The following is a 25,652-nucleotide window of genomic DNA, read 5'->3' as shown; positions in this document are numbered from 1 at the left end:
GAGGCAAGAGCACGGGAACGGATCGCGCATGAGCACAGATCTGTCCTTCTACCTCGTCACGCTCGTGGTCTATGCCGCGGTGGCCGTGATCGGCTGCTGGGGACTGGAATTGCAGTACTCCGACACCGGCCTGCTCAATCTGAGCTACATCGTGTCGGTGGCGGTGGGTGGCTACACCGTGGCGCTGCTGTCGCTGGGCCCACCGGAGGCCGGAGGCGGCACCGTGGTCCAGGAGTACTTCTGGGGTGCGTCGCTGCCCTTCCCGTTGCCGTTCGTCGGCGCGGTGCTGGCCGGCATGCTGATCTCCCTACCGATCGGGCTGGTCGCGCTGCGGCGCCTGCGGTCCGACTACCAGGCGGTGGCGATGCTGTCGGTGGCGCTGATCGCCGCGGCGCTGGTGGTGGCGATGCCGGGACTGCTCGGCGGCGGGCACGGCCTGTATCTGATCCCGGCTCCGCTCAAATCGGAGCTGGGGCTGCGGTCGGACGAATATTCCTGGCTATACGCCGGATTCGCGATCGCGATGACGGTGCTGGCGGCGTGGGTGGTGCTGCGGATCTCGCGGGCGCCGCTGTGGCGCGTGCTGCGCGCGGTGCGGGAGAACCCGGAGGCCGCCGACGCGCTCGGCATTAACGTCACCCCGGTCCGGCTGGCGGCCTTCGCGGTCGGCAACGGCCTCGGAGCGCTCAGTGGCGCGCTGCTGGCCGCGTTCATCGGAACCTACGCGCCGGCGGACTGGTCGTATCAGGAGACGTTGATCCTGATGGGCGCGGTGATCGTCGGCGGCGCCGGAAACCGATTCGGCGTGCTGCTCGGCGCGCTGCTGTTGCCGGTGGGGCTGACCGAGGCGACGCGCTACCTGCCGCAGTTCGGTGCGCCGGGAACGGTGGACGCGTTGCAGTACGTGGTGGTCGGATTGGTGATCATCGCGTTCCTGTGGTGGCGGCCGCAGGGCGTGTTCCCCGAGCGCAAGCGCACTTTCGGCGTCGATGGCGCCCCGGTGCCGTTCTGGTCCAGGAGCGAACCCAGACAAGGGGTGGTGTGATGAGTGACGATCGCATCCTGACCATCGACGGGCTCACCGTCGCCTACGGCGCGAACCGGGTACTGGAGAACGTCGCGCTGAGCGTGCCGCGGGCCAGGATCACCGCCGTGGTCGGCCCCAACGGCGCAGGCAAGTCCACGCTGTTGCACGCGCTGGCCGGTACCGCACCCGTGCAGGCGGGACGGGTGCTCCACCGCGGTCTGGACATCGCAAAGATGCCGCCGTACAAGCGGTCTCGGCGGGGCATCATGCGGACCTTCCAGATGCCCGCCGACTTCGGCCGGCTGACGGTGCTGGAGAACCTGCTGCTGGCCGACCGCGCCGTCGGCGGCACCGGGTTCCTGCAGGTCTTCACCCGTCCCCGGCGCAGCTGGCTGCCCGGCCAGCGCGACGCGGTGGCCAGAGCACGGGCGCTGCTCGCCGAATTCGGCCTCGAGGCCAAGGAAAACGACTACATGGGCGATCTCTCCGGAGGTCAGCGCCGCATCCTGGAACTGCTGCGTGCGGTCACCACCGAACCCGAGATGCTGCTGCTCGACGAGCCGTTCGCCGGTGTGCACGCGAGCATCATCGAGCGCATCTCCGATTTCCTGATGGCGCTGCGGGACCGCGGTATCAGCATCCTGATGGTCGCCCACGAGCTCGATGCGGTGGAACGCCTGACCGATTCGGTCGTGGTGATGGCGCGCGGGCAGGTGCTGTTTGAAGGATCCATGGCGGCGGCCCGCCGCGAACAGGAAGTGGTGGACGCGTATGTCGCCGGATGACACCCGCACCGCGACGGGCGCGAAGGTGCTCGGCGTACAGGATCTCACGGTCGGTTACAACGGCGTACCGATCGTGCACAACGTCAGCCTGGAGCTGGTCGCCGGAAAGACCGCGTGTGTGGTCGGACCCAACGGCTGCGGAAAGAGCACTCTGCTCAAGGGATTGGCCGGGCTGGTCAAACCGATGGGCGGAACGGTCGAGCTGGCCGATCACGGTGACATCACCGCGATGTCCACCGCAGAGCGGGCCGCCGGCGGCATGGGATACGTCCCGCAGATCGACGACGTCTTCAAACCTCTGACTGTGGAGGAGAACATCGTCATCGGCGGCTACACGTTGTCCAGAACCAGGGTTGCGGCCAACAGGGAGCGGGTGCTCGAGCTGTTCCCTCGGCTGAAGTCGATGCTCAAGAGGCACGCCGGTGTGCTCTCGGGCGGGGAGCGCAAGATGCTCGCCATGGCGCGGGTGCTGATGCTCGAGCCGAAGGTGCTTCTTCTCGACGAGCCCACGGCGGGCCTGACCGAGGAGATGGCCTCCCGTCTGCTCGACGAGCAGCTCGCCGAACTCAAGGCCAGTGGAATCGCGGTGCTGCTGGTCGAGCAGCGCGCCAATCTTGCGATGGCATCGGCGGATTGGGCTTACGTGCTGGCTACCGGACGGGTGCGCCGGTCCGGGTCGGCGGCCGAACTGCGCGCCGATCCCAGTTTCTCGCACATTTTCCTCGGCGGCACCGAAGAGGCCCTGCTGGCCGGCGCCGCCGAAACCACGGATACCGAAGGAGAGGTTCGTTGCAGTTAGTTCAATACGTCCATCAGGGCAGCACCCGGTGCGGCTTCATCGATGGCGACGGCTTCATCGATGGCGACGGCTTCATCGATGGCGGCGACGCCACGATCGTCGGCCTGGACTGGTCACTGCGCGATGCACTGGTGCTGCTGGCGGCGGGGCAGGGTGAGCGCGTCACCGAGGCCCGCACCGGGCGGGTGAAGCGCAGCGAGGTGGTCCTGCTGCCTCCGGTCACGCCGTCGAGTCGCATCTTCTGCATCGGCATCAACTACCTGGACCATCAACAGGAGTCCAAGGACGTCTTTCTGGCCACCGTGCCGAAGGCGCCGGTGGTCTTCATAAAGGATCTCTCCACGATCGCCGGTCCCTTCGACCGGCTCGACCTGCCGAGTGCGCTGTCGGTCGAGTTCGACTGGGAGGCCGAGCTCGGAGTCGTCATCGGTGCCCCCGCACGCAATGTGTCCGAAGAGGACTCCTGGGATGTGGTGGCCGGCTACACGGTCGTCAACGACGTGTCGGTGCGCGACCGTCAGGTCCGGCACGTGCAATGGACGCTCGGCAAGAACGCGCCCGCCTCCACCCCGATCGGGCCGGGCATCGTCGACCGCGACACCGTCGGTATCAAGCCGGACATCGAGGTGACCTGCCGGGTCAACGGGGTGGTCAAACAGAACGCGTTCACCCGGGACCTGATCTTCGACATTCCCCGGTTGATCGCCGAGATCTCCCAGGTGACACCGCTGTTGCCGGGCGACGTCATCGTCAGCGGCACTGCCGCCGGCGTGGGTTTCAAACGCAACCCGCCGGAGTTCCTGCGTGACGGCGACGTCGTCGAGGTCGAGATCGCCGGTGTGGGAAAGATTTCCAACAAGGTTCGGACGGAGTTCTGACATGCCGGTAGTCGGAGGGATCTCCGCATCCCACGCGCCGGGAATCCTCGGTTGGCCCGGCGACGTCACCGCCGATGAGCACACAGCGGTGTTCGCCGCCTATGACGAGCTCAGGCGCAGCGTCGCCGATGCCCGCCCCGACGTGATCATCGCCTTCCTGGACGACCACTTCGAAAACCACTTCCGCAACCTGATGCCGTCGATCAGCGTCGGTGTGGCCGAACACCACACCGGTCCCGGCGAGCACCTCCTCGAGCTGCTGAAGTTCGATCAGGTGCAGACATTCGAAGGTGAGAAGGAACTCGCCGAACGTATCCTGCGCACACTGGTGGCCTCCGGCATCGACGCGGCCCGGATGGGCACCGCGGAGTTCGGCAACAACCTGATGGTCCCGATGCGGTTGCTGCGTCCCGAAGCGGACATCCCGGTGATCCCGGTGTACATCAACGTGTTCACCCCTCCGCTGATCACGATGAAGCGCGCCTTCGAGGTCGGCGCGGCGGTGCACGCCGCCGTTGAGGGCAGCGACAAGCGGATCATGTTCTGGGGCACCGGCGGGCTGTCGCACTGGCCGCCGATCTGGGAGCCGAGCCGCGAGTCGGACGAGTTCCTGGCCAGGATGAAGACGTTTCAGAACGAGGGACGCGGCTACCTCGAACGCGACCCGAACCTGTGGACCGACATCGGCCCGTACGAGATCAAGATGGCCCAGGAGATGGGCGATGCCTGCGTAAACCCCGAATGGGACCGACAGTTCCTGAACCTGTTGTCCGCCGGTGACATGCAGACGCTGTTCGCCTGGAGTTACGACGACATCGAGAAGGGCGGCGGCCACGGCGGCCACGAGATCCTGAACTGGATGGCCGTCGCCGGAGCCATGGGCGGCGGGCCGTGCGAGGTGCTCACCTATCAACCGACCCCGGCCTGGATCTGCGGTACCGGTGCAGTCCGCTACGCCGTCTAGGCCACCGAAGAATCCAGTTACGAAAACCACGAAGAGGAAAAGGAAGACACGTGATCACCTACCAGGATGCGCCCCTGCCCAAGTTCGGCGACTACTCCACCCTTGCCTCCGGTAACCCGGGCGAGGTCGTGGTGGTGGCCGGGCAGATGGGCGCGAACGCCGACGGTAAGTTCCCCACCTCCGACGGCGCCGAGCAGGTGAAGGCCACCTACGACAACCTCGGGGTCGCGCTGGCCGCAGCGGGACTCGGATTCGACAACGTCATCGGGTTCCGCACCTACGTGGTGGGCCGGGAGATGATCCCGGAGTTCATGGCCGGGCGTAAGGAGAAGTTCGCCGAGATCTACCCGTCCGGCGTGTACCCACCGAACACCCTGCTGATCATCGGTGGCCTGGTGGAGGAGGCGGCCAGGGTCGAGATCGAGGCACTGGCGGTGCGTCCGGCGGCAGCGTCGTGACGGTGCAGGAGGTGACGCCCGAGGCCGCGGTGCAGCCGCGGCGCTACCCGTTCCACCACGGTCGGGACACCGTGATCGCCTATCCGGTCACCGGGGCCGGCGTCACCACGCGCGTCGTCGAATCCGGTTCCGGCGACAACATCCTGGTGTGCCTGCACGGCGCCGGCTCCCGGGCGGACCGGTTCGTCCCGGTGATGCCCGGCCTGGTGGCGGCGGGTTACCGGGTGCTGGCGATCGATTTCCCGGGCCACGGGTTCGCCGAGAAGCGGGACGACATCGATTACAGCGCAGCAGGTTTCGCTGACGTGATCGCCGGGGTGCTCGACTCGCTGGACTTGTCGAAGGTCACCGTCGTCGGCACCTCGCTGGGCGGTCACGTCGCCGCACACCTGGCCGTGCACCGCACGGATCTGGTGAAAGCCCTGGTGCTGATCGGCGCGGTCGGCGTCGGCGACTTCCCGCAGGAGTTCCACACCCCGCCGGAGGTGCTTTCCGACGGCAGCGTCGACGGCGTCCGCCGCAAGCTGACCTTCCTGGTGTCGGACCCGGAGATGGTCACCGACGCCTGGGTACGGGAGGAGTCGATGATCAACTCCTCGACCGGTGCCAAGGCGGCCCTGCTGAAGGTCTCCGAATGGCTGGACACCGAGTGCAACGACGCCCGGGTGGACACCGAGCTCGCCTCACTGCTGCCCGGCCTGCCCGTGCTGCTGGTGTGGGGCGCCGACGACAAGTGGACCCCGCCGTCGATGGGCATGGAGGCCCAGAAGAACCTGCCCGGAGCGCCTCTTGAGCTGATGCCCGGCTGCGGCCACGCGCCGTACTTCGAAGATCCCGACGCCTTCGTCGAGATCCTGATCAGGCACCGCGTCGGACTGGACTGAAAGACAAGGAGACTCACCGTGGCCGACAACTGGCTACTGATCGAGAACGGCACCGTCGTCGACGGCGACGCCAACCCACCGGTACCGAATTGCGCTGTGCTGGTGCGCAATGCGCGGATCGTCAAGATCGGCTCGGTGGACCGTGAGGCCGACATCCCGCGGGGTGCACGGCTGGAGGTGATCGACGCCCGCGGCAAGACCGTGATGCCGGGGCTGATCGACATCCACTGCCATATGACCTACGGCCTGGCACGCACCGAGGAAGAGATCTCGATGTACACGCCGCCGGAGCTGCGCACGCTCATCGCCGCGGCGAACATCGAGAAGGTGCTGGCGGCCGGCGTCACCAGCATCTCGCAGCCGGGTGGCTCGTATTACATCGGCGTCGGGCTGCGGGAAGGGATCAAACGCGGCATCGTGCACGGCCCCCGGATGACCTCGGCGGGACGGTATCTGACCACGAGCAACGGTTTGACGGACTGGTTCCCGGACGCCACCGGCAACCCGGAGTCCAGCACCGGCAAGCTGACCAACACCCCGGACGAGATGATCGCCGAGATCCGCCGTCAGAAGAAGGCGGGGGTGGATCTGATCAAGCTCGCCGACAGCCCGTTCGGCGACTACCAGGCGTTCACCGACGACGAACTGAAGCTGTGCGCCGACCTGGCCCATCAGCTCGGCATGCAGATCACCATCCACGCCCGCGGCGACGGAGAGATGAATGCGGCGGTGGAGGCCGGGTTCGACCACATCATGCACGGCAACCACATGTCCGATGCCACCATCGAGAAGCTGGCCAAGAGCCGGATCCCGCTGGCGCCCACCCAGCTGCTGATGCACCACATCGTGGAGTTCGCCGAAACGCTGCGGGTGCGTCCGTCGATCTCCGAGGCCACCAAACGGATGAACGACGCGACGATGGACAGCCTGCACCGCGCGTACGCGGCCGGGGTGAAGTTCGCGATGGGCACCGACAGCGGCTTCTCGTTGGTGCCGTACGGCCAGTGGCACGCCCGCGAGCTGGAGATGCTGATGCTCTACACCGGCATGAGTTCACTGGAGGCCATCCAGGCCGGCACCAAGCACGGCGCCAACGCGATGGGCCTGCCCGACGACCTCGGCGTGCTCGCCGAAGGCAAGCTGGCCGACATCATCGTCGTCGACGGCGACCCGGTGGCCGACATCCGGGTGCTGTACCAGCCCGGCAGGGTCGAGACCGTCGTCCTCAACGGCGAGATCCAGACGTTCCCCGAGGACATCCGGACCCGGTTCATCCGCAACGACTACCTGCCCCACGAGTACGGGTGGGACCTGCTGTCCTACGAGCGGGCGTTCGAGGGCGCCGAGACCCCCAAGACCCAACTCGACTGGACCTCCGAGCAGCGCCTGGACGTCGTCAACGACGTCCGCAAGTACGAGAAGATCGGCGCCGCGCCCGCCGCGGAATAGGTCGGCCCTTTTTCGCTCTCAGCAGGGAGCGGCTGCCTGATGTCGGGGACAGTCGTAGCGTGGTGGTCGTGACATCACCTAACGATCTGCCCCGCACCCTCGGCGAGCTGCGTGCCTCCGGCCATCAGGAGCGCAGCATCAAGGCTGAGCTGCGGGAGAACCTGTTGGCCCGCCTTGCCGCCGGCGACGACATCTGGTCCGGCCTGTTCGGCTTCGAGGACACGGTGCTGCCGCAGGTCGAACGCGCGCTGATCGCCGGGCACGACTTCGTGCTGCTCGGCGAGCGCGGGCAGGGAAAGACCCGGTTGCTGCGGTCGCTGGTCGGCCTGCTCGACGAGTGGACGCCGGTGATCGCCGGGTCCGAGCTCGGCGAGCACCCGTATAGCCCGATCACCCCGGAGTCGATCCGGCGGGCGGCCGACTCCGGCGACGACCTGCCGGTGATCTGGCGGCACCGCAGCGAGCGCTACACCGAGAAGCTGGCCACCCCCGACACCAGCGTGGCCGACCTCGTCGGTGACATCGATCCGATCAAGGTCGCCGAGGGACGCAGCCTCGGGGACCCGGAGACCATCGCCTACGGCCTGATCCCGCGGGCCCACCGCGGCATCGTCGCCGTCAACGAGCTTCCCGACCTTGCCGAGCGGATCCAGGTCGCGATGCTCAACGTCATGGAGGAACGCGACATCCAGGTCCGCGGCTACACGCTGCGGCTGCCGCTGGACGTGCTGGTCGTCGCCAGCGCCAACCCGGAGGACTACACCAACCGCGGCCGCATCATCACCCCGCTCAAGGACCGGTTCGGCGCGGAGATCCGCACCCACTATCCGCTCCAGCTCGACGCCGAGGTCGGCGTCATCGTCCAGGAGGCCCACCTGGCGGCCGAGGTGCCCGAGTATCTGCTGCAGATCCTGGCCCGCTTCGCCCGCAGCCTGCGCGAGTCCAGCTCGATCGACCAGCGCTCGGGTGTGTCGGCCCGCTTCGCGATCGCGGCCGCCGAGACGGTCGCCGCGTCGGCGCGGCATCGCGCCGCGCTGCTCGGCGAGCAGGAGCCCGTGGCGCGGGTGGTCGATCTGCAGACGGTGATCGACGTGCTGCGCGGCAAACTGGAGTTCGAGTCGGGGGAGGAAGGACGCGAGCAGGCGGTGCTGGAGCACCTGCTGCGGCGCGCGACCGCCGAGACCGCTCAGCGTCTCCTCGGCGGCATCGACGTCGGACCCATGGTCACCGCTGTGGAGAACGGCTCACCCGTCACCACCGGGGAACGGGTGTCGGCCCGCCAGGTGCTGGACGCGCTTCCCGAGGTGCCCGCGGTGGCCGAGATCCAGCGGCGTCTCGGCGCGACGTCGGAGGGGCAGCGCGCCGCCGCGATCGAGTTGGCGTTGGAGGCGTTATATCTGGCCAAGCGCATCGACAAGGTGTCCGACGAGGGCGAAACGGTATACGGCTGATGGCGAGAAAACTCTCGCGGTACTCGCGATATACCGGCGGCCCGGATCCGTTGGCGCCGCCTGTGGATCTGCGGGAGGCGCTGGAGGCCATCGGTCAGGACGTGATGGAGGGCACGTCGCCGCGGCGCGCGCTGTCCGAACTGCTGCGCCGCGGCACCCGCAACATGCCCGGTGCCGACAAGCTCGCCGCCGAGGCCAACCGCCGCCGACGAGAACTGTTGCAACGCAACAACCTCGACGGAACTCTGGCCGACATCAAGAAGCTGCTCGACGAGGCGGTCCTCGCCGAGCGCAAGGAGCTGGCCCGCGCCCTCGACGATGACGCGCGCTTCGGGGAGCTGCAGCTCGACTCGCTGTCGCCGTCGCCGGCCAAGGCCGTGCAGGAACTCGGCGAGTACGACTGGCGATCGCCGGAAGCGCGCGAGAAGTACGAGCAGATCAAGGATCTCCTCGGCCGCGAGATGCTCGATCAGCGGTTCGCGGGCATGAAGGAGGCGCTGGAGAACGCCACCGATGAGGATCGGCAGCAAGTCAACGACATGCTCAACGACCTCAACGACCTGCTCGACAAGCACGCCAAGGGGCAGGACTCGCAGCAGGATTTCGACGACTTCATGGCCAAGCACGGCCAGTTCTTCCCGGAGAATCCGCAGAACATCGACGAACTGCTGGACTCGCTGGCCAAACGGGCTGCTGCCGCCCAGCGGTTCCGCAACAGCCTGTCCGAGCAGCAGCGGGCCGAACTGGATGCGTTGGCGCAGCAGGCATTCGGGTCGCCGTCGTTGATGAACGCGCTGAACCGTCTCGACGCCCACCTGCAGGCGGCCAGGCCGGGTGAGGACTGGTCGGGTTCGGAGCGGTTCTCCGGTGACGACCCGCTGGGCATGGGCGAGGGAGCGCAGGCACTGGCCGACATCGCCGAGCTCGAGCAGCTCGCCGAGCAGCTCTCGCAGAGCTATTCCGGGGCCACCATGGACGACGTCGACCTCGACATGCTGGCGCGGCAACTGGGTGACGAAGCCGCGGTCAACGCCCGCACCCTGGCCGAGCTGGAGCGCGCGCTGATGAACCAGGGCTTCCTGGACCGCGGCTCCGACGGGCAGTGGCGGCTCTCGCCCAAGGCGATGCGACAACTCGGTCAGGCGGCGTTACGGGATGTGGCGCAACAACTCTCGGGTCGGCACGGCGAACGCGACACCCGGCGTGCCGGTGCCGCGGGAGAGTTGACCGGCGCCACCCGGCCGTGGCAGTTCGGCGACACCGAACCGTGGAACGTGACCCGCACGGTAACGAATGCAGTGCTGCGCACTGCGGCGACCAACGCCGTTGGGCGCGAGGCCGGTGCCGGCGCGTCCGCGCCCCCGATCCGGATCACCGTCGACGACGTCGAGGTCTCCGAAACCGAGATGCGTACCCAGGCCGCGGTGGCGCTGCTGGTCGACACGTCATTCTCCATGGTGATGGAGAACCGGTGGGTGCCGATGAAGCAGACCGCGCTGGCCCTCAACCATCTGGTGAGCACCCGGTTCAGGTCGGATGCGCTGCAGATCGTCGCATTCGGCCGGTATGCCCGCACGGTGACCGCCGCCGAGCTGACCGGGCTGGAGGGCGTCTACGAGCAGGGCACCAACCTGCACCACGCGCTGGCGCTGGCGATGCGGCACCTGCGCCGGCATCCGAACGCGCAGCCGGTGGTGCTGGTGGTCACCGACGGCGAGCCGACGGCGCACCTGGAGGACTTCGACCGGGATGGACGTTCCGCTGTCTTTTTCGATTACCCTCCGCATCCCCGGACCATCGCGCACACCGTGCGCGGTTTCGACGAGGTGGCCCGGTTGGGCGCGCAGGTGACGATCTTCCGGCTCGGCAGCGACCCGGGGCTGGCACGGTTCATCGATCAGGTGGCCCGCCGGGTGGGCGGCCGGGTGGTGGTGCCCGACCTCGACGGTCTGGGCGCCGCGGTGGTCGGCGACTATCTGGGCACCCGGCGGCGGCGCGGTTGATCTTGAGGGGCGCGGCTGGTTCTGGGCGGGGGGCTAGTTCTCGGCTGCCGGCTTGCGCCGCTTGCGTTTGACGGCGACGCTGCCCCACAGCGCGAAACCGCGGATGCGGACGGTCGGCGCGCCGGGAGAGCCTTCACCGTCGACGCTGTGATCGAAGCTGCCCATCACCGCGACGCCGCGGGTGTCGACGTTGACCTCCGGCGGGACCAGGATCGTCTGACCGCCCATGATCGAGTGGCAGCGGATCTCGACTTCCGGTGAGGTGAAATCGGCATAGCGCAGGTCGATGACCCCGCCGCCGCACAGCGCGAAGGTGGTGAGCCGGCGCGGCACGTTCCACCGGCCGCGACGTTCGAAACCGGTGAGGATGGCCAGCAGCATCGTCGACGGCGCCGGCCGGCACGGCCCGCCGCGGCCCCGCGTCACCGCGCCCGGCAGGTCCGCCGACAGCCGGTCCAGTTCGTCATGGGTCTGAGCGGCGTACGCCTTGCTCAGACGGGACTCGTATTCGGAGAGGCCGAGCGTGCCGGAGGCGGCCGCGTCGGTCAGCAGTTGCGCCACCTGAATCCGGTCGGTGTCCCCGGCGCGCAGGGATCCGTTTCGCGAGGCGGGGGTGCTCATCGCGACCCGCTGCTCTTCATCGACGGCTCCTCGCTGCACACGCGTACATCGCCCCCGAGCCTACGACGAACGCCGATTCACGCAAGTGCCTTGACCAAACTGTGAGGTGTCAGCGCGCCCAGCGCGGTGGACGCTTCTCCAGGAACGCGAGCATGCCTTCGCGGGCCTCCTCCGAGACGAACAGCGCGGCCGACTGATGCGTCAATTTCTCTGCACGCCGCTCGAAGTCGTCGATCAGCGCCGCAGTCGTCAGGGCTTTCGAAGCGGCCAGGCCCTGGGGGGAGCCCTGCGCGATCGCCGCCGTGAATTCGGCGACGGTCGACGCGACGTCGGGGGTCGCTATCGTGACAAGCCCCATCTCGGCGGCGTCGACGGCGCCGAACTTCTCCCCGGTGAGGAAATACCGTCCCGCCGCCCGCGCCGTCATCTTCGGCAGCAACGTCAGCGAGATGATCGACGGCGCGACACCGATCCTGGCCTCGGTCAGGGCGAACGTGCTCGCAGCGCCGGCCACCGCGATATCGCACGCGCCGACCAGGCCCAGCCCGCCGGCACGCACATGCCCGTCGATCGCGGCGATCACGGGAAGGCGCAGTTCGAGGATCCTGCGCAGCAGCCGTGTCATTTCCCGGGCGCGGGCGGTGGCCAGTTCGGACGGGTCACGGCCGGCCGCCTCGCCGAGGTCGGCGCCCGCGCAGAACGTCCTGCCGGTGTGCCCGAGGACCACCGCGCGCACCGCGCGGTCGTCGGCGGCGCGGGTCAGCCCGTGGTGCAACTGCTCGACCAGCGCCGAGGACAGTGCGTTGCGGTTGTGCGGGGAGTCCAGCGTGAGCCGGGCGACCGCGCCGTCGCGCTCGTAGCGGACCAGGGTGCTCGTCATCAGTAGGACCGGGGCAGCCCGAGCGAGGTCTGCGCGACGAAGTTGAGGATCATCTCCCGGCTGACCGGGGCGATGCGCGCCAGCCGCGACGCGGTCAGCACCGAGGCGATGCCGTACTCCTTGGTCAGGCCGTTCCCGCCGAGTGACTGCACCGCCTGATCGACGGCCCGAACCGACGCCTCGCCCGCCGCGTACTTGGCCATGTTGGCGGCCTCAGCGGCGCCGGCGTCGTCTCCGGCGTCGTACAGCGTCGCGGCCTTCTGCATCATCAGCCTGGCCAGCTCGATCTCGATGTGGTTCTGCGCCAAGGGATGTGACAGGCCCTGATGGGCGCCGATCGGGGTCTTCCACACCTGCCGGGTCTTGACGTAATCGACGGCCTTGTTGATCGCGAAGCGGCCCATGCCGACCGCGCTGGCCGCGCCCATGATGCGTTCGGGGTTCAGTCCCGCGAACAGTTGGGCGATCGCGGCGTCCTCGGAACCGACGAGCGCATCGGCGGGCAGCCGCACCTCGTCGAGGAACACCTGGAACTGGAACTCCGGGCTGACAATTTCCATCGGGATCTTGGTATACGTCAAACCCGTTGTGTCGGTGGGCACCACGAACAGCGCGGGCTTGAGGTTGCCGGTCTTGTGGTCTTCTGTCCTGCCGACGACGAGCACCGCTTGGGCCTGGTCAACGCCCGAGATGTACACCTTCTGGCCGGACAGGATCCAGTCGCTGCCGTCGCGCCGTGCGGTGGTGGTGATCTTGTGGGAGTTCGAGCCGGCGTCGGGTTCGGTGATCGCGAACGCCATCGTCAGCGTGCCGTCGGCGATGCCGGGAATCCAGCGTTTCTTCTGCTCCTCGGTGCCGAACCTGGAGATGATGGTGCCGTTGATGGCGGGGGAGACGACCATCATCAGCAGCGCCGACCCCGCGGCCGCCATCTCCTCCATCACCAGGCTCAACTCGTACATGCCGGCACCGCCGCCGCCGTACTCCTCGGGCAGGTTCACCCCGATGAAGCCGAGTCTTCCCGCCTCGGCCCATAATTCGTCGGTGTGCTGCCCGGCGCGGGCCTTCGCCAGGTAGTAGTCCTGCCCGTAGTTGGCGGCCATCGCGGCCACCGCTTTGCGCAGTGCCTGCTGCTCCTCGGTTTCAATGAAGCTCATCGTGAATCTCCTTCTCGGCTTTCGACGCGGGCGAGTACGGCGCCGACCTCGACCTGACGGCCGGGTTCGGCGATGAGTTCGACGAGGACACCGTCGGCGGGGGCGGTGATGGTGTGTTCCATCTTCATGGCCTCCAGCCATACCAGCGGTTGTCCCGCGGTGACGGTGTCACCGGCGGCGGCGCCAACCCGCAGCACCGTGCCCGGCATGGGGGCCAGCAGCGAACCGTGGGCCAGCGCTGCCGCCGGATCGGGAAAGCGGGGAAGTGCCCGCAGGTGTGCCGATCCGCCGGGCGAGTCGACGCACACCGTGTCGCCGTAGCGGGCGACGTCGAAGGGGCGATCCACCCCCGACACCGTCAGCACCACCCGTCGCCCGTCGGCCGACGCCAACGACACGTCGTCGTGGTCGGCGATCGTGATCCCGTCGCGGGTGAAGCGGTACCGCACCTCGTGTGTCGAACCGTCGGCGCCCTGGTAGCTCTTGCACTGGAATCCCGACGCCACATTGCGCCAGCCACTGGGGATCCCGGGGAAAGCAACCGCACCGCTGCGGTTGGCGGCCGCGTCGGCGAGGGCCGCGGCAACGGCGCTCAACGCGACCGTGCGGGCGTCGGCCACGGGTGCGGTCAGTCCCGTCAGCCCGTGGGTGTCGAAGAACCCGGTGTCGGTGGCGCCGTCGAGAAACGCGGGATGGCGCAACACGTTGACGAGCAGGTCCCGGTTGGTGCGCACCCCGTGGATACGGGCCCGGGTCAGCGCGTCGGCCAGCAGCGCGGCGGCCTGCCCGCGTGTCGGGGCGTATGAGATCACCTTCGCGATCATCGGGTCGTAGAACACCGAGATCACCGCACCGTCGTCGACGCCGGAGTCCAGACGCACCCCGGCCCGGTCGATCAGGCCGAATTCGATTCCGGCGGTGGGAACGTCGAAGTGGTGCACGGTGCCGGGCTGCGGCTGCCAATCCTTGGCGGGATCTTCTGCGTAGAGCCGCGCCTCGATCGACGCGCCCCGCGACATCGGCGGCGTGGGCTCCAGCCGGGTGCCGTCGGCGACGGCGAGCTGCAGTTCGACGAGGTCCGCGCCGGCGGTGAGCTCGGTGACCGGGTGCTCGACCTGCAGGCGGGTGTTCATCTCGAGGAAGTAGAAGGACCCGTCATCGTCGGCCATGAACTCCACGGTGCCCGCGCCGGTGTAGCCGATCGCGGTCGCGGCCAGCCGGGCGGCGTCGAACAGCTTGTCGCGCATCCCCGCGACGCGCTCGACGAGCGGGGACGGCGCTTCCTCGATGATCTTCTGGTGCCGCCGCTGGATCGAGCACTCGCGTTCGCCGACGGCCCACACGGTGCCGTACGCGTCAGCCATCACCTGCACCTCGACGTGATGGCCGGCGTCGAGGTAGCGCTCGCAGAACACCGTCGGATCGCCGAACGCCGACTGCGCCTCACGGCGTGCGGCCTCCACCTGGGTGGGCAGATCGGTCAGATCGCGCACCACGCGCATGCCGCGGCCCCCGCCCCCGGCAGAGGCCTTGATCAGCACCGGCAGCTGCTGCGTGGTCACGGCGTCTGGCGCCAGCTCGTCGAGCACGGGGACACCCGCGGCGGCCATGATCTTCTTCGCTTCGATCTTCGAGCCCATCGCCGCGACGGCGGCCACCGGCGGACCGATCCACGTCAGGCCCGCGTCCTGCACCGCAGCGGCGAAATCCGGGTTTTCGGAAAGGAAGCCGTAGCCGGGGTGGATCGCATCGGCGCCCGCCGCGTGCGCTGCCGCGATGAGTTGGCTCGCGTCGAGGTAGCCGCGGGTGCCGTCCAGACGCACCCGGGCGTCGGCCTCGGTCACATGCGGTGCGTCGGCATCGGGATCGGTGTACACCGCGACCGTGCCGATGCCCAGCCGGCGGCAGGTCGCGAACACCCGACGGGCGATCTCCCCGCGATTGGCAACCAAAACTCGAGTGATCATCGATGTCCCTTCGCAGACATGCGGGCGCTCACATCCGGAAGACGCCGAAGTTCGACGTCCCCTGGATCGGGCCACCGGCGATGGCGGACAAGCACATTCCGAGCACGGTGCGGGTGTCGCGGGGGTCGATCACGCCGTCGTCGTAGAGCCGGCCGGACAGGAACATCGGCAGCGACTCCGCCTCGATCTGCGCCTCCACCGCCGCGCGCAGTGCAGCATCAGCGGCTTCGTCGACCTGCTGGCCGCGTGCCTCGGACGCGGCCCGGTTGACGATCGAGAGCACCCCTGCCAGCTGCGTGCCGCCCATCACCGCGGATTTCGCGCTGGGCCAGGCGAACAGGAACCGGGGATCGTAGGCTCGCCCGCACATACCGTAATGCCCGGCGCCGTAGGAGGCGCCGATGAGTAACGAGATGTGCGGCACGGTGGAGTTCGAGACCGCGTTGATCATCATCGCGCCGTGCTTGATCATCCCGCCCTCCTCGTAATCCTTGCCGACCATGTAGCCGGTGGTGTTGTGCAGGAACAGAAGCGGGGTGTTCGACCGGTTGGCCAGCTGGATGAACTGGGTGGCCTTCTGCGACTCGGCGCTGAACAGCACGCCGCGGGCGTTGGCCAGGATGCCGATCGGATAACCGTGCAGGGTGGCCCACCCCGTCACCAGCGAACCGCCGTAGAGGGGTTTGAACTCGTCGAACTCCGAACCGTCGACGACGCGGGCGATCACCTCGCGCGGATCGAACGGGATGCGCAGATCCGGTGGCACCACGCCGATCAACTCGTTCTCGTCGTAACGCGGCGCGGTGAACGGCTGCGGCGCCGGGCCCTGCTTACGCCAATTCAGCCGCGCGACGATGCGCCGGCCGATCCGCAGCGCGTCCAGTTCGTCGACGGCGAAGTAGTCGGCCAGGCCCGACGTGCGCGCGTGCATCTCGGCGCCGCCCAGGGATTCGTCGTCGGACTCCTCGCCGGTGGCCATCTTCACCAGCGGCGGGCCGGCCAGGAACACCTTCGAACGTTCCTTGATCATCACGACGTGGTCGGACATGCCGGGGATGTAAGCGCCGCCGGCGGTGGAGTTGCCGAAGACCAGCGAGATGGTGGGGATGCCCGCTGCCGAGAGTCGGGTCAGATCCCGGAACATCTGCCCGCCCGGGATGAAGATCTCCTTCTGCGTCGGCAGGTCCGCGCCGCCCGATTCCACCAGGGAAATCACCGGAAGCCGGTTCTGGAGCGCGATCTGATTGGCGCGCAGGATCTTCCGCAGCGTCCACGGGTTGCTGGTGCCGCCCCTGACGGTCGGGTCGTTGGCCACCAGCAGGCATTCGACGCCGCTGACCGCGCCGATGCCGATCACCACGCTGGCACCGACGGCGAAGTCGGTGCCCCAGGCCGCCAGCGGGCTCAGTTCCAGGAACGGTGAATCCGCGTCCAGGAGCGCTTCGATACGTTCGCGGGCGGTCATCTTGCCGCGGGCGTGGTGACGCGAGACGTATTTCTCGCCACCGCCGGCCAGCGCTTTGGCGTGTTCGGTCTCCAGTTCGGCGAGCTTGGCGGTCATCGCCTCGGCCGCCTCCCGGTAGGCGGTCGAGCGGACGTCGAGCGCTGAGGTCAAACTCATGACTGAAATCCCAGTGTCTTGGCGGCCAGCGCGGTGAGAATCTCGGTGGTGCCGCCACCGATCCCCAAAATCCGCATGTCGCGGTATTGGCGTTCGATCTCCGATTCGGCCATGTAACCCATGCCGCCGAAGAGTTGGACCGCCTGATTGGCCACCCACTCGCCGGCCTCGACGGCGGTGTTCTTGGCGAAGCAGACCTCGGTGATCAAGTTGTCCTCTCCGGCGAGTTGACGTTCCACGACGTGACGGGTGTAAACGCGGGCGACGTCTATGCGGCGGGCCATCTCGGCCAGGGTGTTCTGCACCGACTGCCGGGTGATCAGCGGTTTGCCGAATGTCTCCCGGTTGCGGCACCACTCGACGGTCAGGTCCAGGCAACGCTGCGCACTCGAATACGCCTGCGCGGCAAGGCCGACCCGTTCGGACACGAACGCGGCCGCGATCTGCAGGAAGCCGGTGTTCTCCGCGCCGACGAGGTTGGCCGCCGGCACCCGCACGTCGGTGTAGGACAGTTCGGCGGTGTCCGAGGAGCGCCAGCCCATCTTGTCCAGCTTGCGGCTCACCTCGAAACCGGGGGTGCCCTTGTCGACGACGATCAGCGACACCCCCGCCGCGCCGCGCCCGCCGGTGCGCACGGCGGTGACGACATAGTCGGCGCGCACCCCGGAGGTGATGTAGGTCTTGGCGCCGTTGAGGATGTAGTGCGGCCCGTCGCTCGCCAGATCGAGTTCGGCGCGGGTGGTCAGATGCCCGACGTCGGATCCGCCGCCGGGTTCGGTGATCGCCAGCGACCCGATCTTCTCGCCGCGCAGGGTGGGCCGCACGTAGGTGTCGATCAGGTGTCCGTCAGCGGAGGCGACCATGTGCGGTACCGCGATCCCGGAGGTGAACAACGACGCGAACACCCCGCCGGGTGCGCCGGCGTGGTGCATCTCCTCGCAGATGACCACCGCGTCGGCGCCGTCGCCGCCCTCTCCGCCGACGGCCTCGGGGAAACCGGCGCCGAGCAGCCCCGCCTGACCGGCTGCGCGATGCAGGTCGCGGGGCAGCTCACCGCACCGCTCCCACTCGTCGGCGTGCGGCAGGATCTCGCGTTCGGCGAACGCCCGCACAGTCTTTCGCAGTTCGTCTCGCTCCGGGGTGGTCCAGATACTCATCGAAGCGGCTCCTCCGCACTGGCTCGGCACAACTCGACAGGTATGTCCCGGCACAACTCGACAGGTATGTCCCGGCACAACTCGACAGGTATGTCCCGGCGCAACTCGACAGGTATGTCGACGGACCGGCTGCGCAGCCATTCGCCGAGCCCTTTGGCCTGCGGATCGAAGCGGGCCTGGTAGGCCACGCCCTTGCCGAGGATGCCGTCGATGACGAAGTTGACGGCGCGCAGATTGGGCAGCAGATGGCGGGTGATCGGGAGGCCCGCCGCCTCGGGGAGCAGCTCGCGCAGCTTGTCCACGGTCAGCGTGTGGGCCAGCCACACCCATTGCTCCTCGGTGCGAACCCAGACACCGACATTCGCGCTGCCACCCTTGTCCCCGCTGCGGGCGCCGGCGACCGAACCTAGGGGAATCCGGTGCGTCACCCCGAATTCACCAGGCGCGGGAAGTCCGGGCTCGGGGACGTCGGTGAGTTCCCGCGTCACCGTCGGCGCCGGGATGTCGACCCGTGTGCCGTCGGCGTGCACGGCGACGTGGGAAACCTCGCCGGCGGCGACATGGGCAGCGGTGAACACGCCGTACACCTGCCCGTCCCCGGGAGGCGCGGTGCTGGTGAAGCCGGGATAGCTGGCCAACGCGAGTTCGACTGCCGCAGAGGAGAACCGGCGACCGACCAGGTCGGGATCGGGGTCACGCACGACACAGCGCAGCAGCGCGCTGGCAGTCTGTTCGGTGTCGGCGTCGACATGATCGGTGCGTGCCAGCGTCCATTCCAGCTCGGCGGGTTTGACGGTCAGGCTCGTCTCGAGCTGGTGACGCACCAGCGCGGCCTTGGCCTCGATGTCCAGGCCGGTGAGGATGAAGGTGACCTCGTTGCGGAATCCACCCAGACTGTTCAGGGAGACCTTCACGGTCGGCGGTGGGGGCTCGCCCCGGACGTCGCCGATCCGGACCCGGTCGGCGCCGTCATCGCTCAGCCGGAGGGAATCGATGCGAAGGGTGGCGTCGGGGTTGGCGTAGCGGGCGCCGCCGATCTCGTAGAGCAGCTGGGCGGTGACGGTGTCCACCGTGACCGCGCCACCGGTGCCGGGGTGCTTGGTGATCACCGACGAGCCATCGTGGTGAATCTCGGCGATCGGGAACCCGGGATGGGTCAACGCGGTCAGGTCGGGAAAATCCCGCGCGAAGAACGCATAGTTGCCGCCGGTGGCCTGCGCGCCGCACTCGATCACGTGCCCAGCCGCGACCGCGCCGGCGATGCGGTCGTGGTCGGTGGGCGCCCAACCGAAGTGCGCGGCGGCCGGGCCGACGATCACCGAGGCGTCGGTCACCCGGCCGGTGACCACGACGTCCGCGCCGGCGTTCAGGCACTCGACGATGCCCCACGCCCCGAGATACGCGTTTGCGGTCAGCGGCTTCCCCAGTCCGAGCTCGGCCGCGCGGGCCAGCAGATCGTCGCCTTCGACGTGCGCCACCGTGACGTCGGCGCCGAGCCTGGCGGCGAGCTCACGCACCGCGTCGGCCAGCCCCGCGGGATTGAGGCCGCCCGCATTCGCCACGATGCGGACCCCAGCGTCCTTCGCGAGCCCCAGGCAATCCTCGAGCTGGCGCAGGAAGGTCTTCGCGTAGCCGCGGTCCGGGTTCTTCATCCGGTCGCGGCCCAGGATCAGCATCGTCAGTTCGGCGAGGTAATCGCCGGTCAGAAAGTCCAGCTCACCGCCGGTGAGCATCTCGCGCATGGCCGACATGCGGTCGCCGTAGAATCCCGAACAATTGCCGATACGCACGGGCATCCGCATCTCTGCGGGCGGCGCATTCGTCACGCACACACTCCTGACTGTCGTCGGGCCAGCGACCAACCAACCGGTAGGTTACGGGGTACCGGCGGTATCGCGTCAAGGCTTTGGGCGGGTTTTCGTTCCCCAGTCTGCGACGCTGCTCCGCCGGGTTGGGGGGTTCCGCCGACGCCGGCGCCGCGCCGTCCGGCGCCTGCGGGCAAGCCGCCGAGTTTGGAGCCGATCCTGCTCACCGGCTATCCTGAACCGCAATTGCCGGTGCGCGGCCGCATCCAGGCCCGCAGGCAGTGTGAACTGGTATCACCCCCGATAGATGGAGAGCTCGATCATGGCTGTGCCGAAGCGCAGGATGTCGCGCGCGAACACCCGTAGCCGGCGCGCGCAGTGGAAGGCCACCGCAACCAATCTGGTCGGCGTCACCGTGGCGGGTCAGCAGCGCAAGGTGCCCCGCCGCCTGCTCAAAGCCGCCCGTCTGGGCCTGATCGACCTCGACCGCCGCTAACTCTGCGGGGCGGCGCCGAATTGGCGGCTTGCCTCTCAGCTCACTCTCAGACGAGGGGTTGAGACTGTGCCGGTGCGCATTCTTGTCGTTGATGACGATCGCGCGGTGCGCGAATCCCTGCGCCGCTCGCTGTCGTTCAATGGATATTCGGTAGAGCTGGCCCAAGACGGCCGCGAAGCGCTCGACCTGATCGCCAGCGATCGGCCCGACGCGGTGGTGCTCGATGTGATGATGCCGAGGCTCGACGGCCTCGAAGTGTGCCGTCAGCTTCGCAGCACCGGCGACGACCTGCCGATCCTGGTACTCACCGCCCGGGACTCCGTGTCCGAGCGGGTCGCTGGCCTGGACGCCGGCGCCGACGATTACCTGCCGAAGCCGTTCGCGCTGGAAGAGCTGCTGGCCCGCATGCGTGCGCTGCTGCGCCGCACCAGCCCCGACGACGGCACCGCCGAGTCCGCGGCGATGACGTTCTCGGACCTGTCACTGGACCCGGTCACCCGCGAGGTGACCCGGGGGGACCGGCAGATCAGCCTCACGCGGACCGAGTTCGCGCTGCTGGAAATGCTGATCGCCAACCCGCGCCGCGTCCTGACGCGCAGCCGGATCCTCGAAGAGGTCTGGGGCTTCGACTTCCCGACCTCGGGGAACGCCCTCGAAGTCTACGTCGGCTACCTGCGCCGCAAGACCGAGGCAGAGGGCGAACCGCGGTTGATCCACACCGTGCGCGGCGTGGGATACGTACTGCGCGAGACCCCGCCCTGATGGCGGCCGACGGCAGGCCGTGGCCCGGACTACCGCCGGCCCCGCCCCATCCGGCCAGCTCGGTGTCCCTGCGATGGCGGGTGATGCTGCTGGCGATGTCGATGGTGGTCATCTCGGTCGTCCTGCTGGCCGTGGCGGTGTACGCGGTGGTCTCCCGCGCGCTCTACGAAGACATCGACGATCAGCTGCAGAGCCGGGCGCAGATGCTGGTGGAGAGCGGTTCGCTGGATGCCGACCCCGGCAAGGCGATCGAGGGTACGGCCTACTCCGACACGAACGCGATGTTCTACATCCCCGGCCGCGGCAAATACACCGCCAACCAGCAAGGGCAGACGCTGCCCATCGGTCCACCCGAGCAGGACGTGATGGACGGCAAGCTGTGGATGTCGTTGCGCACCGTCGAGCATCAACGGGTGCTGGCGCTGCGCCTCGACAGCGGCAACTCGCTGCTGCTGTCCAAGAGCCTCGCCCCGACGGGACAGGTGCTCAAGCGGCTCGGCACGGTGCTGCTGATCGTCGGCGGGCTCGGCGTCGCGGTGGCGGCGATCGCCGGCGGCATGGTCGCCAGTGCGGGGCTGCGTCCGGTGGCCCGGCTGACGCAGGCTGCCGAGCGTGTCGCGCGCACCGACGACCTGCGCCCGATACCGGTGGTCGGCAACGACGAACTCGCCCGCCTCACCGAGACGTTCAACATGATGCTGCGGGCCCTGGCCGAGTCCCGGGAACGCCAGGCGCGCCTGGTCGCCGACGCCGGCCACGAGTTGCGGACGCCGCTGACCTCGATGCGCACCAATGTCGAGCTGTTGATGGAGTCGATGAAGCCGGGAGCGCCGCGGATACCGGACGAGGACATGGCCGAGCTGCGCGCCGACGTCATCGCCCAGATCGAGGAGATGTCTACCCTGGTGGGTGACCTGGTGGACCTGACCCGCGGCGACGCCGGATTCACGGTCCACGAGACGGTCGAGCTCACCGACGTGATCGACCGTTCGCTGGAGCGGGTGCGCCGGCGCCGCAACGACATCGAGTTCGACCTGTCGGTAATGCCGTGGCAGGTCTTCGGCGACGCGGCCGGACTGGGCCGGGCGGTGCTGAACCTGCTCGACAACGCGGCCAAGTGGAGTCCGCCGGGAGCGCATGTCGGCGTTCGCCTGGTCCAGATCGACTCCACGCACGCCGAATTGGTGGTGTCCGACCACGGGCCCGGCATCGCGCCGCAGGAACGCGCGCTGGTGTTCGAGCGCTTCTTCCGGTCGACCTCGGCGCGCGCGATGCCCGGCTCGGGTCTCGGCCTCGCGATCGTCAAACAGGTGGTGCTCAAACACGGCGGCTCGGTGAACGTCGGCGAGACGGTCCCGGGCGGCCAGCCGCCGGGCACCTCCATGCATGTGGTGCTCCCGGGCCGGCCGTCGCCCGCCGGCGCCGATCCGGCCGAGGAGTAGCGGTCATAGAACGCGACACGCGGGGTACACCCGACGTGAACGCGATCGGTCGTTGACGATGATTGAGCCGAAAGTTTTCGGAACGGCAATCCTTCTCTAAGCCGATTCTCAGCACGTTTCGGCAGGCTGAGCTAGCAACCTTCATTGTTCCTAGTGACGACACCGACTCCAGGAAGAGCACTGCAGCGACATGACCAACCACCCGAGGTATTCGCCCACTCAGCAACAGGGGCACCAGTCCGGTTATCCCGGGCAGGCGGCCCCCGGCCATCACGGCCCGCCGACGGGTGCCTACGAGCAACAGGGCAATGGTGGTTGGGACTGGCGGTACGCCACCGAGCACCAGCGCCAAGCGTTCCGTTCGCCCTATGACCCGTATGCGGGTGCGCCCGTCACCGGCCAGTACCCGCGGCCCGGGATGCCCGCGCCGGCGGCGCGAGGACAGAAGAAGCGGTCCCGTACCGCGGCGCTCGCCGCGGGGGCAGTGGCCCTGGCGATGGTCTCGGGCGGTATCGGCGGAGGCGTCGCGATGCTGGTGCACCCCGACCACAATCTCACCGGGATCAGCGCGTCGGGGGCGGCGCCGAGCGTGCCCGCCGCGAGCGCCCCGGCCGGATCGGTGGAGGCGGTCGCCGCCAAGGTCGTGCCCAGCGTGGTCAAGCTCGAGGTCAACCAGGGCAGAGCCTCAGAGGAAGGGTCGGGGGTGATCCTGTCCTCGGACGGGCTGATCCTGACCAACAACCACGTGGTGGCCAGCGCCCAGGGCAACGCCGGCGGTCCCGGCGGTCCCGCACAGACCAAGGTGACCTTCTTCGACGGCAAGACCGCGGAGTTCACGGTCATCGGCACCGATCCCAGCAGCGACATCGCGGTCGTGCGCGCCAGGAACGTGTCCGATCTGACGTCGATCACGGTCGGCTCATCGGCCGATCTGCGCGTGGGGCAGGACGTGGTGGCCATCGGCTCCCCGCTCGGGCTGGAGGGCACGGTCACCACAGGGATCATCAGCGCGCTGAACCGCCCGGTCGCGGCCGGCGGCGACGCACGCAACCAGAACACCGTGCTCGACGCGATCCAGACCGACGCGGCGATCAACCCGGGTAACTCCGGCGGGGCCCTGGTCAACATGAACGGTGAGCTCGTCGGCATCAACTCTGCGATCGCCACGCTGGGCGCCGACGCCGGCGGACCGCAGGGCGGTTCGATCGGGCTCGGTTTCGCGATCCCGGTCGACCAGGCCAAGCGGATCGCCGACGAGATCATCAAGACCGGATCGGCAACCCGCGCCTCGCTGGGCGTGCAGGTCGGCAACGAGGCCGGGGTGGACGGCGCGAAGATCGTCGAGGTCACCGCGGGCGGGGCGGCATCGGCTGCCGGGCTGCCCGGCGGAGTGATCGTCACCAAGCTCGACGACCGGGTGATCAGCAGCGCCGACGCGCTGGTCGCCGCGGTGCGGTCGAAAGCCCCCGGCGACAAGGTCACCCTGACCTTCATCGACCCGTCGGGCCGGACTCAATCTGTGGACGTGACGCTCGGCAAGGCCAGCCAGTGAGACCGTCAGCGGGGCAGGGTCGCCCCGACCTGCGAGTGGCTGCGCCGGTGTCCGGACCGAGATATACGGTTGAGCTCATGGAACAGCCTCATGCGTTGGTCGGACGGGCCCTGGTCGTCGTCGTCGATGACCGCACCGCCCACGGTGACGAAGAGGACCACAGCGGTCCGCTGGTCACCGAACTGCTCGGGGAGGCGGGATTCGTCGTCGACGGTGTCGTCGTGGTGTCCTCCGATGAGGTGGAGATCCGCAACGCCCTGAACACCGCCGTCATCGGCGGCGTGGACCTCGTCGTCTCCGTCGGCGGCACCGGCGTGACGCCGCGCGACGTCACCCCCGAGTCGACCCGTGAGCTCCTCGACCGGGAACTGTTGGGTATTTCCGAGGCTCTCCGTGCCTCCGGCCTGGCGGCGGGAATCATCGACGCGGGAGTCTCCCGTGGGCTCGCCGGGATCTCCGGCAGCACCCTGGTGGTCAACCTGGCCGGGTCCCGCGCGGCCGTCCGCGACGGCATGGCGACCCTCGGGCCGCTGGCCGGGCAGATCATCGCTCAGCTATCCAGTTTGGAGATCTAAGCGGGTTGCCTGCGCTCTCGTTTGTTCACAACGGCGATGCGACGGCGCGACGCGAGCCCTTGCCGGCCCGCGTCGCGCCTCACTGTCGTAACCGCGCCCTACCTGCGGTATTACGAGCAGGTGAACAGGCGACGCAAGCAAACTGTGATCTTCATCACTTCAAGATCGGTATGTGATGCAAGATCGGAAGAGGCCGCAAGACCTAGTTAACAGCGTCTTCGGCGAGGCGTTCCCCGAGGTATCACCTGAGGAGCGCGAACCGGTTTCGCCAGAGGATGACGCAGACCATGATCGCTGGCTGCGCGACAACGTCCCGCCCCACCACGACTGACCTGTGTTTTCGCAATAGCACCAGCAGGTGACTTGCGTAACGGACCTGGACTCGCCGGCGAATAGCTGAGTGCGGGGTCACAATCCGCGACGGTTTCCCTAGCCTTACTCCGTGGTCGCACGGATGGGGCCGGGGGTCGGCGGGGGTTATCCAGCAAACGACGGGCAGCGAGCGGTTCCGGTCCACACCACCCGGAGCTCCGCGTTGCCGGTCCGATGCCTCCCCGTTATGTTCCTCATGTCAACGATTAGTGAATCGTAAGAACGACATGTGAGGTTTTTAATTCTCCTCACATGAAAGTCTTGCGAGGTGTGTGGTGTAAGCGGTAGCCAGGCACGGACAGAGCGAAGCCCCGCCGGGGCTTTGTGCGACAGAGCAGGGAGAAGATGAAGGCAATCAGTCGGGTGCTAATCGCGATGGTCGCGTCCATCGCGGCGTTGTTCGTGAGCACTGGCACCTCTCACGCAGGGCTGGACAACGAGCTGAGCCTGGTCGACGGCCAGGGCCGGACGTTGACGATCCAGCAGTGGGACACGTTCCTCAACGGCGTGTTTCCGTTGGACCGCAACCGCCTGACCCGTGAGTGGT

22 protein-coding genes and 1 pseudogene are annotated in these 25,652 nt (G+C 68.3%); 16 read left to right on the top strand and 7 right to left on the bottom strand.

The genetic code is table 11. From position 1 onward, the window contains the following. The first annotated feature begins 28 nt into the window (after positions 1 to 28). The 10 genes from ACXMYJ_RS05735 to ACXMYJ_RS05690 all read left to right on the top strand — a co-directional run bounded on the left by ACXMYJ_RS05735 (position 29) and on the right by ACXMYJ_RS05690 (position 10,698). Positions 29 to 1,045 carry a branched-chain amino acid ABC transporter permease gene (locus ACXMYJ_RS05735; protein ID WP_460354596.1) on the top strand — a complete coding sequence of 339 codons (1,017 nt, stop codon included), beginning with the start codon at positions 29 to 31 and terminating at the stop codon, positions 1,043 to 1,045. Next, entirely contained in the window at positions 1,045 to 1,812 is a 768-nt protein-coding gene (locus tag ACXMYJ_RS05730) for an ABC transporter ATP-binding protein (RefSeq protein ID WP_460354594.1), read from the top strand. The genes ACXMYJ_RS05735 and ACXMYJ_RS05730 overlap by 1 nt, the downstream gene beginning before the upstream one ends. Further along, complete coding sequence (locus tag ACXMYJ_RS05725; protein WP_260755145.1) at positions 1,799 to 2,611, top strand: ABC transporter ATP-binding protein; 813 nt, start codon at positions 1,799 to 1,801, stop codon at positions 2,609 to 2,611. Before ACXMYJ_RS05730 ends, ACXMYJ_RS05725 begins: the two co-directional genes overlap by 14 nt. Next, positions 2,602 to 3,489: a fumarylacetoacetate hydrolase family protein gene (locus tag ACXMYJ_RS05720; RefSeq protein WP_460354591.1), complete on the top strand. Its 888-nt coding sequence runs from the start codon at positions 2,602 to 2,604 to the stop codon at positions 3,487 to 3,489. The genes ACXMYJ_RS05725 and ACXMYJ_RS05720 overlap by 10 nt, the downstream gene beginning before the upstream one ends. Before the next feature lies 1 nt (position 3,490). After that, positions 3,491 to 4,453 carry a DODA-type extradiol aromatic ring-opening family dioxygenase gene (locus ACXMYJ_RS05715; RefSeq protein ID WP_460354588.1) on the top strand — a complete coding sequence of 321 codons (963 nt, stop codon included), beginning with the start codon at positions 3,491 to 3,493 and terminating at the stop codon, positions 4,451 to 4,453. A 50-nt stretch (positions 4,454 to 4,503) separates the two neighbouring features. After that, the gene (locus tag ACXMYJ_RS05710) at positions 4,504 to 4,911 is read left to right on the top strand and encodes a RidA family protein (RefSeq protein WP_260755142.1); all 408 of its coding nucleotides are present in this window, start codon (positions 4,504 to 4,506) and stop codon (positions 4,909 to 4,911) included. 2 nt (positions 4,912 to 4,913) lie between these two features. Then, a complete protein-coding gene (locus ACXMYJ_RS05705) occupies positions 4,914 to 5,795 on the top strand; it encodes an alpha/beta fold hydrolase (RefSeq protein ID WP_260755141.1) in 882 nt (293 codons plus the stop codon). An 18-nt stretch (positions 5,796 to 5,813) separates the two neighbouring features. Continuing rightward, on the top strand, positions 5,814 to 7,244 hold the full coding sequence (locus tag ACXMYJ_RS05700) for an amidohydrolase family protein (RefSeq protein WP_460354585.1): 1,431 nt from the start codon (positions 5,814 to 5,816) through the stop codon (positions 7,242 to 7,244). Between the two features lie 68 nt (positions 7,245 to 7,312). Continuing rightward, positions 7,313 to 8,695, top strand: a complete 1,383-nt coding sequence (locus ACXMYJ_RS05695) for a sigma 54-interacting transcriptional regulator (RefSeq protein WP_443186901.1) — start codon at positions 7,313 to 7,315, stop codon at positions 8,693 to 8,695. After that, a complete protein-coding gene (locus ACXMYJ_RS05690; RefSeq protein WP_260755138.1) occupies positions 8,695 to 10,698 on the top strand; it encodes a VWA domain-containing protein in 2,004 nt (667 codons plus the stop codon). The genes ACXMYJ_RS05695 and ACXMYJ_RS05690 overlap by 1 nt, the downstream gene beginning before the upstream one ends. A 33-nt stretch (positions 10,699 to 10,731) precedes the next feature. Here ACXMYJ_RS05690 and ACXMYJ_RS05685 read toward each other — a convergent pair whose 3' ends face one another. The 7 genes from ACXMYJ_RS05685 to ACXMYJ_RS05655 form a co-directional block, all read right to left on the bottom strand. Continuing rightward, positions 10,732 to 11,319: a DUF1707 SHOCT-like domain-containing protein gene (locus tag ACXMYJ_RS05685; protein WP_260755137.1), complete on the bottom strand. Its 588-nt coding sequence runs from the start codon at positions 11,317 to 11,319 to the stop codon at positions 10,732 to 10,734. 109 nt (positions 11,320 to 11,428) lie between these two features. Then, positions 11,429 to 12,199, bottom strand: a complete 771-nt coding sequence (locus ACXMYJ_RS05680; RefSeq protein WP_460354581.1) for an enoyl-CoA hydratase family protein — start codon at positions 12,197 to 12,199, stop codon at positions 11,429 to 11,431. Then, positions 12,199 to 13,356 (bottom strand): acyl-CoA dehydrogenase family protein, encoded by a 1,158-nt coding sequence (locus ACXMYJ_RS05675; RefSeq protein WP_460354579.1) that lies wholly within the window; start codon positions 13,354 to 13,356, stop codon positions 12,199 to 12,201. The genes ACXMYJ_RS05680 and ACXMYJ_RS05675 overlap by 1 nt, the downstream gene beginning before the upstream one ends. Then, a complete protein-coding gene (locus tag ACXMYJ_RS05670; protein ID WP_460354576.1) occupies positions 13,353 to 15,323 on the bottom strand; it encodes an acetyl/propionyl/methylcrotonyl-CoA carboxylase subunit alpha in 1,971 nt (656 codons plus the stop codon). The genes ACXMYJ_RS05675 and ACXMYJ_RS05670 overlap by 4 nt, the downstream gene beginning before the upstream one ends. A gap of 28 nt (positions 15,324 to 15,351) precedes the next feature. Further along, positions 15,352 to 16,944 carry an acyl-CoA carboxylase subunit beta gene (locus tag ACXMYJ_RS05665; protein ID WP_460354573.1) on the bottom strand — a complete coding sequence of 531 codons (1,593 nt, stop codon included), beginning with the start codon at positions 16,942 to 16,944 and terminating at the stop codon, positions 15,352 to 15,354. Continuing rightward, on the bottom strand, positions 16,941 to 18,101 hold the full coding sequence (locus ACXMYJ_RS05660; RefSeq protein ID WP_460354570.1) for an acyl-CoA dehydrogenase family protein: 1,161 nt from the start codon (positions 18,099 to 18,101) through the stop codon (positions 16,941 to 16,943). The genes ACXMYJ_RS05665 and ACXMYJ_RS05660 overlap by 4 nt, the downstream gene beginning before the upstream one ends. After that, positions 18,098 to 19,891 carry an acyclic terpene utilization AtuA family protein gene (locus ACXMYJ_RS05655; protein ID WP_460354789.1) on the bottom strand — a complete coding sequence of 598 codons (1,794 nt, stop codon included), beginning with the start codon at positions 19,889 to 19,891 and terminating at the stop codon, positions 18,098 to 18,100. The genes ACXMYJ_RS05660 and ACXMYJ_RS05655 overlap by 4 nt, the downstream gene beginning before the upstream one ends. 337 nt (positions 19,892 to 20,228) lie before the next feature. Here ACXMYJ_RS05655 and rpmF point away from each other — a divergent pair, with 337 nt between their 5' ends. The 6 genes and pseudogenes from rpmF to ACXMYJ_RS05625 all read left to right on the top strand — a co-directional run. Then, entirely contained in the window at positions 20,229 to 20,402 is a 174-nt protein-coding gene (gene rpmF / locus ACXMYJ_RS05650) for a 50S ribosomal protein L32 (protein ID WP_003930126.1), read from the top strand. Positions 20,403 to 20,474: 72 nt separating this feature from the next. Beyond that, a complete protein-coding gene (locus ACXMYJ_RS05645; protein ID WP_260755131.1) occupies positions 20,475 to 21,164 on the top strand; it encodes a response regulator transcription factor in 690 nt (229 codons plus the stop codon). After that, positions 21,164 to 22,606: a sensor histidine kinase gene (locus ACXMYJ_RS05640; RefSeq protein ID WP_260755130.1), complete on the top strand. Its 1,443-nt coding sequence runs from the start codon at positions 21,164 to 21,166 to the stop codon at positions 22,604 to 22,606. Before ACXMYJ_RS05645 ends, ACXMYJ_RS05640 begins: the two co-directional genes overlap by 1 nt. A gap of 190 nt (positions 22,607 to 22,796) precedes the next feature. Beyond that, complete coding sequence (locus ACXMYJ_RS05635; RefSeq protein WP_460354566.1) at positions 22,797 to 24,158, top strand: S1C family serine protease; 1,362 nt, start codon at positions 22,797 to 22,799, stop codon at positions 24,156 to 24,158. Positions 24,159 to 24,187: 29 nt separating this feature from the next. Further along, positions 24,188 to 24,733 carry a MogA/MoaB family molybdenum cofactor biosynthesis protein gene (locus tag ACXMYJ_RS05630; protein ID WP_260758266.1) on the top strand — a complete coding sequence of 182 codons (546 nt, stop codon included), beginning with the start codon at positions 24,188 to 24,190 and terminating at the stop codon, positions 24,731 to 24,733. 717 nt (positions 24,734 to 25,450) lie between these two features. Next, positions 25,451 to 25,652, top strand: a pseudogene (locus tag ACXMYJ_RS05625) (MspA family porin); the annotation flags it as partial.

It is taken from the genome of Mycobacterium sp. ZZG, assembly GCF_054786995.1.
This window is presented reverse-complemented; position numbering and strand designations above follow the sequence as displayed.

Bases quoted from the DNA above. Each gene is read 5' to 3' on its own strand.
- ACXMYJ_RS05635 (WP_460354566.1), top strand. From the start codon at position 22,797: ATGACCAACCACCCGAGGTATTCGCCCACTCAGCAACAGGGGCACCAG.
- ACXMYJ_RS05685 (WP_260755137.1), bottom strand. From the start codon at position 11,319: ATGAGCACCCCCGCCTCGCGAAACGGATCCCTGCGCGCCGGGGACACC.
- ACXMYJ_RS05715 (WP_460354588.1), top strand. From the start codon at position 3,491: ATGCCGGTAGTCGGAGGGATCTCCGCATCCCACGCGCCGGGAATCCTC.
- ACXMYJ_RS05735 (WP_460354596.1), top strand. From the start codon at position 29: ATGAGCACAGATCTGTCCTTCTACCTCGTCACGCTCGTGGTCTATGCC.
- ACXMYJ_RS05725 (WP_260755145.1), top strand. From the start codon at position 1,799: ATGTCGCCGGATGACACCCGCACCGCGACGGGCGCGAAGGTGCTCGGC.
- ACXMYJ_RS05675 (WP_460354579.1), bottom strand. From the start codon at position 13,356: ATGAGCTTCATTGAAACCGAGGAGCAGCAGGCACTGCGCAAAGCGGTG.
- ACXMYJ_RS05730 (WP_460354594.1), top strand. From the start codon at position 1,045: ATGAGTGACGATCGCATCCTGACCATCGACGGGCTCACCGTCGCCTAC.
- ACXMYJ_RS05640 (WP_260755130.1), top strand. From the start codon at position 21,164: ATGGCGGCCGACGGCAGGCCGTGGCCCGGACTACCGCCGGCCCCGCCC.
- rpmF (WP_003930126.1), top strand. From the start codon at position 20,229: ATGGCTGTGCCGAAGCGCAGGATGTCGCGCGCGAACACCCGTAGCCGG.
- ACXMYJ_RS05670 (WP_460354576.1), bottom strand. From the start codon at position 15,323: ATGATCACTCGAGTTTTGGTTGCCAATCGCGGGGAGATCGCCCGTCGG.
- ACXMYJ_RS05680 (WP_460354581.1), bottom strand. From the start codon at position 12,199: ATGACGAGCACCCTGGTCCGCTACGAGCGCGACGGCGCGGTCGCCCGG.
- ACXMYJ_RS05665 (WP_460354573.1), bottom strand. From the start codon at position 16,944: ATGAGTTTGACCTCAGCGCTCGACGTCCGCTCGACCGCCTACCGGGAG.
- ACXMYJ_RS05660 (WP_460354570.1), bottom strand. From the start codon at position 18,101: ATGAGTATCTGGACCACCCCGGAGCGAGACGAACTGCGAAAGACTGTG.
- ACXMYJ_RS05690 (WP_260755138.1), top strand. From the start codon at position 8,695: ATGGCGAGAAAACTCTCGCGGTACTCGCGATATACCGGCGGCCCGGAT.